Here is a 4,094-nt window from a genome sequence, read left to right on the forward strand (position 1 = left end):
CTCTGCCAGGTGGGCCCGCACGGCTGAACCCCCTGATCAACCCTCCGGCCGACCTTCCGACGGGGAGATCCGGTCACCGATCACCCGGCCGCGTAGACGTCCTCCGCACAGCGGCCCGAGGCGATCCGATCGTCCAGCCACTGTCCGGAGTCGGCACCGGGGTTCCGCTCGGCGTGGAGGGTACGGAAGGCCTCGCGGCACAGCTGGATCCGGGCGAGGAACGGTGTCGCCGGGCTTGACCGTGTGCAGGTAGCCGGAGCCGACGCCCGTGCAGGTGCCGTTCCCCGAGCGGCCCGGGGCCTCCAGCAGGGAGACCATCAGGTCGGCGTGGGCCGGGTCGGCCGCCGGGGAGGCACCGTCCCTCCTCGTCCTGGTCCGTGTCCTCGGCGACCGCCCGGCCCCGCCCGACCCCCGCGCACTCCCCCGGCAAGCCCCACCGAGGCGCGCATCCCGGCCCTCCTCGCCGCCGGCGCCACCACCGCCCGCACCCCCGTACGGAAATCCATTGGCCCCCTCCCAGGGCGCCGAGTAGCTTAGGTGAAAACCTAGTGTCTCTAGGTTCCAGCCGATCGCCACTCCCTTGGAGGAACCACCATGAAGCCGCTCACCGAGCACGACGTCCGCAGCTCGTTCGTCAACTGCTCCAAGGGCGAGGCGAAGCGGATCTCCCTGCCTCGCGATCTGGAGCAACGGCCTTGGGAGGATCTGGACTTCCTCGGCTGGCGGGACCCTGGGGCGCCCGATCGGAGCTATCTGGTCACCCAGCGGGCGGGTCGGCCTGTCGGTGTCACCTTGCGTTTTCCCTCCGCGCAGCGCGGCTTTCTGCATCGCAGCATGTGCTCGTTGTGTCTGACGACGCATCGGGGCGGCGGCGTCTCGTTGATGACGGCCCGGAAGGCGGGTGCGGCCGGGCGCGAGGGGAACTCCGTAGGGGTGTACATGTGCGCCGACCTGGCGTGTTCGCTGTATGTGCGGGGCAAGAAAGCCCTCGACATGGGCAGTCGGTTCGAGGAGAGCCTTACGACGGAGGAGCAGATTGCCCGGACGGTGGGCAATCTGTCCGCCTTCGTGGACAAGCTGTACGACTGAGCGGTCCCGCCCGCGGACTCGCCGAGGCCCACGACACGCGCGTCGGCGATCATGCGGTCGAGCGGGCGCAGTTCGGCGCTGTCGCCGCGCGGATCCGGTGGGCCCGCCGCTTCCCGGTGGGGTGAACCCCGCGCGGGGAGAGAGGGCTGTCCCCACTGCCGGCCTCCTGGCCTCCCGTCTCCTGACCTTCTGCGGAATCACCCAGGTGACTACTGTCCTCGGTCAGGAGTTCGGTAGAGCGGCGGAATGGGAACAGCGCAAGGATGCGAGACGTACGTGGTGTGTGGGACCTGATCGGCACTCGGGTCGCCAAGTGGCGGCAGGACCCGGTGATCGTGCAGTCGGTGCGGTCGGCGGCGGCCGCCACGGTGGCCTATGTGGTGGCGCTGCAGCTCAGCTCGGAGGCGGCGCCCCTGACCGCTCCGCTGACCGCGCTCCTCGTCGTGCAGGTGACTCTCTACTCCACACTCACCACGGGTATCCGACGGGTGAACTCGGTGGTCGCCGGCGTCGTCATCGCCATCGGCTTCAGCGTCCTGGTCGGCCTCACCTGGTGGAGCCTCGCCCTGATCATCCTGGCCTCGCTCGCGGTGGGGCATCTGGTACGGGTGAGCGAGTTCGTGCCCGAGGTGGCGATCAGCGCGATGCTGGTGCTCGGGGTGACCAGGGTCGGCGACACGGCGTGGGCGCGGGTCCTGGAGACACTGATCGGCGCGGTCGTCGGGCTGGCCTTCAACTTGCTGCTCGCTCCCCCGGTGTGGGTGGAGGCGGCCGGCGAGTCCATCGAGGACCTGGCCCGGCGGATGCGGCGGCTGATGATCCGCGTCGGAGAGGAGGCCGCGGGCCGCACCCCGGCGGAGGCCGCGGCGGCCCGGCTCCACGAGGCCCGGAAGCTCGACTTCGACGTCGTCGAGGTGGACGCCGCCCTCCAACAGGCCGAGGACAGCCTGAAACTCAATCCGCGCGTACGGGAGGGGCTGCTGCACCGGGTCGTGCTGCGCACCGGCCTGGACACGCTGGAGATCTGCACGGTGGTCCTCCGGGTGCTTGCCCGAACCCTGACCGACCTCGCCCGCGAGCGGGAGCCGAGTCCGCTGTTCTCCGCCCAGGTGGGGGCTGCCATCGAGCGGCTGCTCGCCGAGATCGGTGACGCCGTGGTCAGCTTCGCCGTGCTGGTCACGACCGACGTCAGCCGCAGCGCCGAGTCCGCGGAGGCCCGGCTCACCGCAGAGTTGTCGACGGCCACCGCGACCCGGGACAAGCTGGCCCAGTTGCTCCTCGAAGAGGTCCAGCGGGACCCGAGCCAGTGGCAGCTGCACGGTGCCGTGCTGACGGAGGTCAACCGCATACTGGACGAAATGGACACCGAGCATCGCTCCCAACGGCTCCTGGAGGAGCTCGACCGCTGCACCCGCGAACAGCGCGAGCGCTCCCCCCGGCTCACGCGCCTCCGCGACCGCGTGCGCATCCCGCGCCCCCTCCGGCGGAACCGGTCCGGCCTCGTCGGACGTACTAAGGGACGTCCGACCGAATGACGTCCGACCAAGTGACGTTCTACGAAGTGACATCGTGAGTGACGTCGTGAGTGACGTCGTACCAAGTGACAAGGCACAACGCGATATCGAGGGGAGCGTACGGAATGGGCGAAGGCGCCGTGCGGATCGACGGGACCACACTGCATCTGCCGGGCGGTGTGCAGGTGCGCTTCAAGCGCACCCTGCGCCTGCCCGAGACGGGCACCCACCAACTCCCGCCCGGTCTGGGCGACTTCCCGATCCGCCGGGTCGAGGACTACCCGCACACCACTCCGGAGGAGATGCGGGCGCGCGGCGGTGTGATGCTCCCCGTGTATCTGCGCGAGGCGATGTGGCTGCACTTCGGCGGTACCACGGAACCGGCCGCGCTCCAGGTCGGCGTCGGCAAGGTGTGCGCGGTGTCGGGCAAGCCGTGGAGCGGCACGCTCGCCCGTGATCCGCAGAACTACGTGGTGCTGCCGCGTCAGCCGTGACGTGCACAGGCTTGAGTACATGACGCCCAAGTCCTCAGGCGGTACGTGCTCACAGCCTGGCCAGCCGTGACGTGCACAGGCTTGAGTACATGACGCCCAAGTCCTCAGGCGGTACGTGCTCACAGCCTGGCCAGCCGTGGCTGGACGGCATCAACTCCGGCAAGGGCACGGTCAGGCAGTTCGTGGCCGTCCCGCTCGGGCTCGGCGCCACGGTCGAGGGCCAGGTCACCGGCGAGGAGGTGTTCGGCGGGGTCCAGCTGCAGTCGTTCCCGCTGAACGGCACGCAGCTCGCCGGCTGGCGGGAGAACGAGCGGCTGCGCGCCACGCAAGGGCGCGGCTGGGGCCCGCTCGACCCGGTCGGTCCGGTCGGCGGCTACGGCGGCCCGATGCCGATGCCGATGCCGCCGCCGGGTGCCATGCCGATGGCGCCCCCGTCGACCGGCGCCCCCATGCCCGCTCCGCCGGGTGGCGGGCCGATGCCTCCGGGTGCCGCGTACCCGATGGCGGCCCCCGGCGCGGCCCCGATGCGCAGCGCTCCCGCGGCCCCGCCGCGGGCTCCCGCCGCGATGGGCCTCGGTGTCGGTGGCTCGATGCGCCAGGAGGTCTACCGGGACACCTGGCCGCGCGGCAGCTGGGCCGAGACGCCGGCCGGGCGGATCTTCGTGCACCTGGTCACACCACCGGAGTGGCGCCGGATCACCGGGGAGGCCCCGCCGCCGTCGCCCGTGGACCGCGCGGCGTACACGCGGGCCGGGCTCCCCTGGTTCGACTACTACGACCAGGATGCCCACGACCTCGCCCCGGCCGACGCCCTCGGCACGGTGAAGCCGGTCGGCGACTGGCTCGGCGACGACCTCGACCCGTGGCAGGCACCCGCCCCCGGCCAGGTCAAGCCGCTCGGTGACGCACCGGGCAAGCCGATCCAGGACGGCGACTGGTAGTCGGCCTCGGCTGTCGGCTCGAAGGCGACGGCGGGCGTTGCATGGCGCGCAACGCC

2 protein-coding genes and 2 pseudogenes are annotated in these 4,094 nt (G+C 71.3%); all 4 read left to right on the top strand.

The window, feature by feature from the left end; translation table 11 throughout:
* Nucleotides 1-594 precede the first annotated feature (594 nt).
* Complete coding sequence (locus ACFU53_RS46995; RefSeq protein ID WP_384006498.1) at nucleotides 595-1,089, top strand: FBP domain-containing protein; 495 nt, start codon at nucleotides 595-597, stop codon at nucleotides 1,087-1,089.
* Between the two features lie 263 nt (nucleotides 1,090-1,352).
* Nucleotides 1,353-2,624: an aromatic acid exporter family protein gene (locus ACFU53_RS47000; RefSeq protein ID WP_384006501.1), complete on the top strand. Its 1,272-nt coding sequence runs from the start codon at nucleotides 1,353-1,355 to the stop codon at nucleotides 2,622-2,624.
* A 104-nt stretch (nucleotides 2,625-2,728) separates the two neighbouring features.
* Nucleotides 2,729-3,088 (top strand): annotated as a pseudogene (locus ACFU53_RS47005) (hypothetical protein); the annotation flags it as partial.
* A 140-nt stretch (nucleotides 3,089-3,228) separates the two neighbouring features.
* Nucleotides 3,229-4,038, top strand: a pseudogene (locus tag ACFU53_RS47010) (hypothetical protein); the annotation flags it as partial.
* Nucleotides 4,039-4,094: the final 56 nt, after the last annotated feature.

Origin of the sequence: Streptomyces sp. NPDC057474 (assembly GCF_042802555.1) — a bacterium.
Classification (GTDB): Bacteria; Actinomycetota; Actinomycetes; order Streptomycetales; family Streptomycetaceae; genus Streptomyces.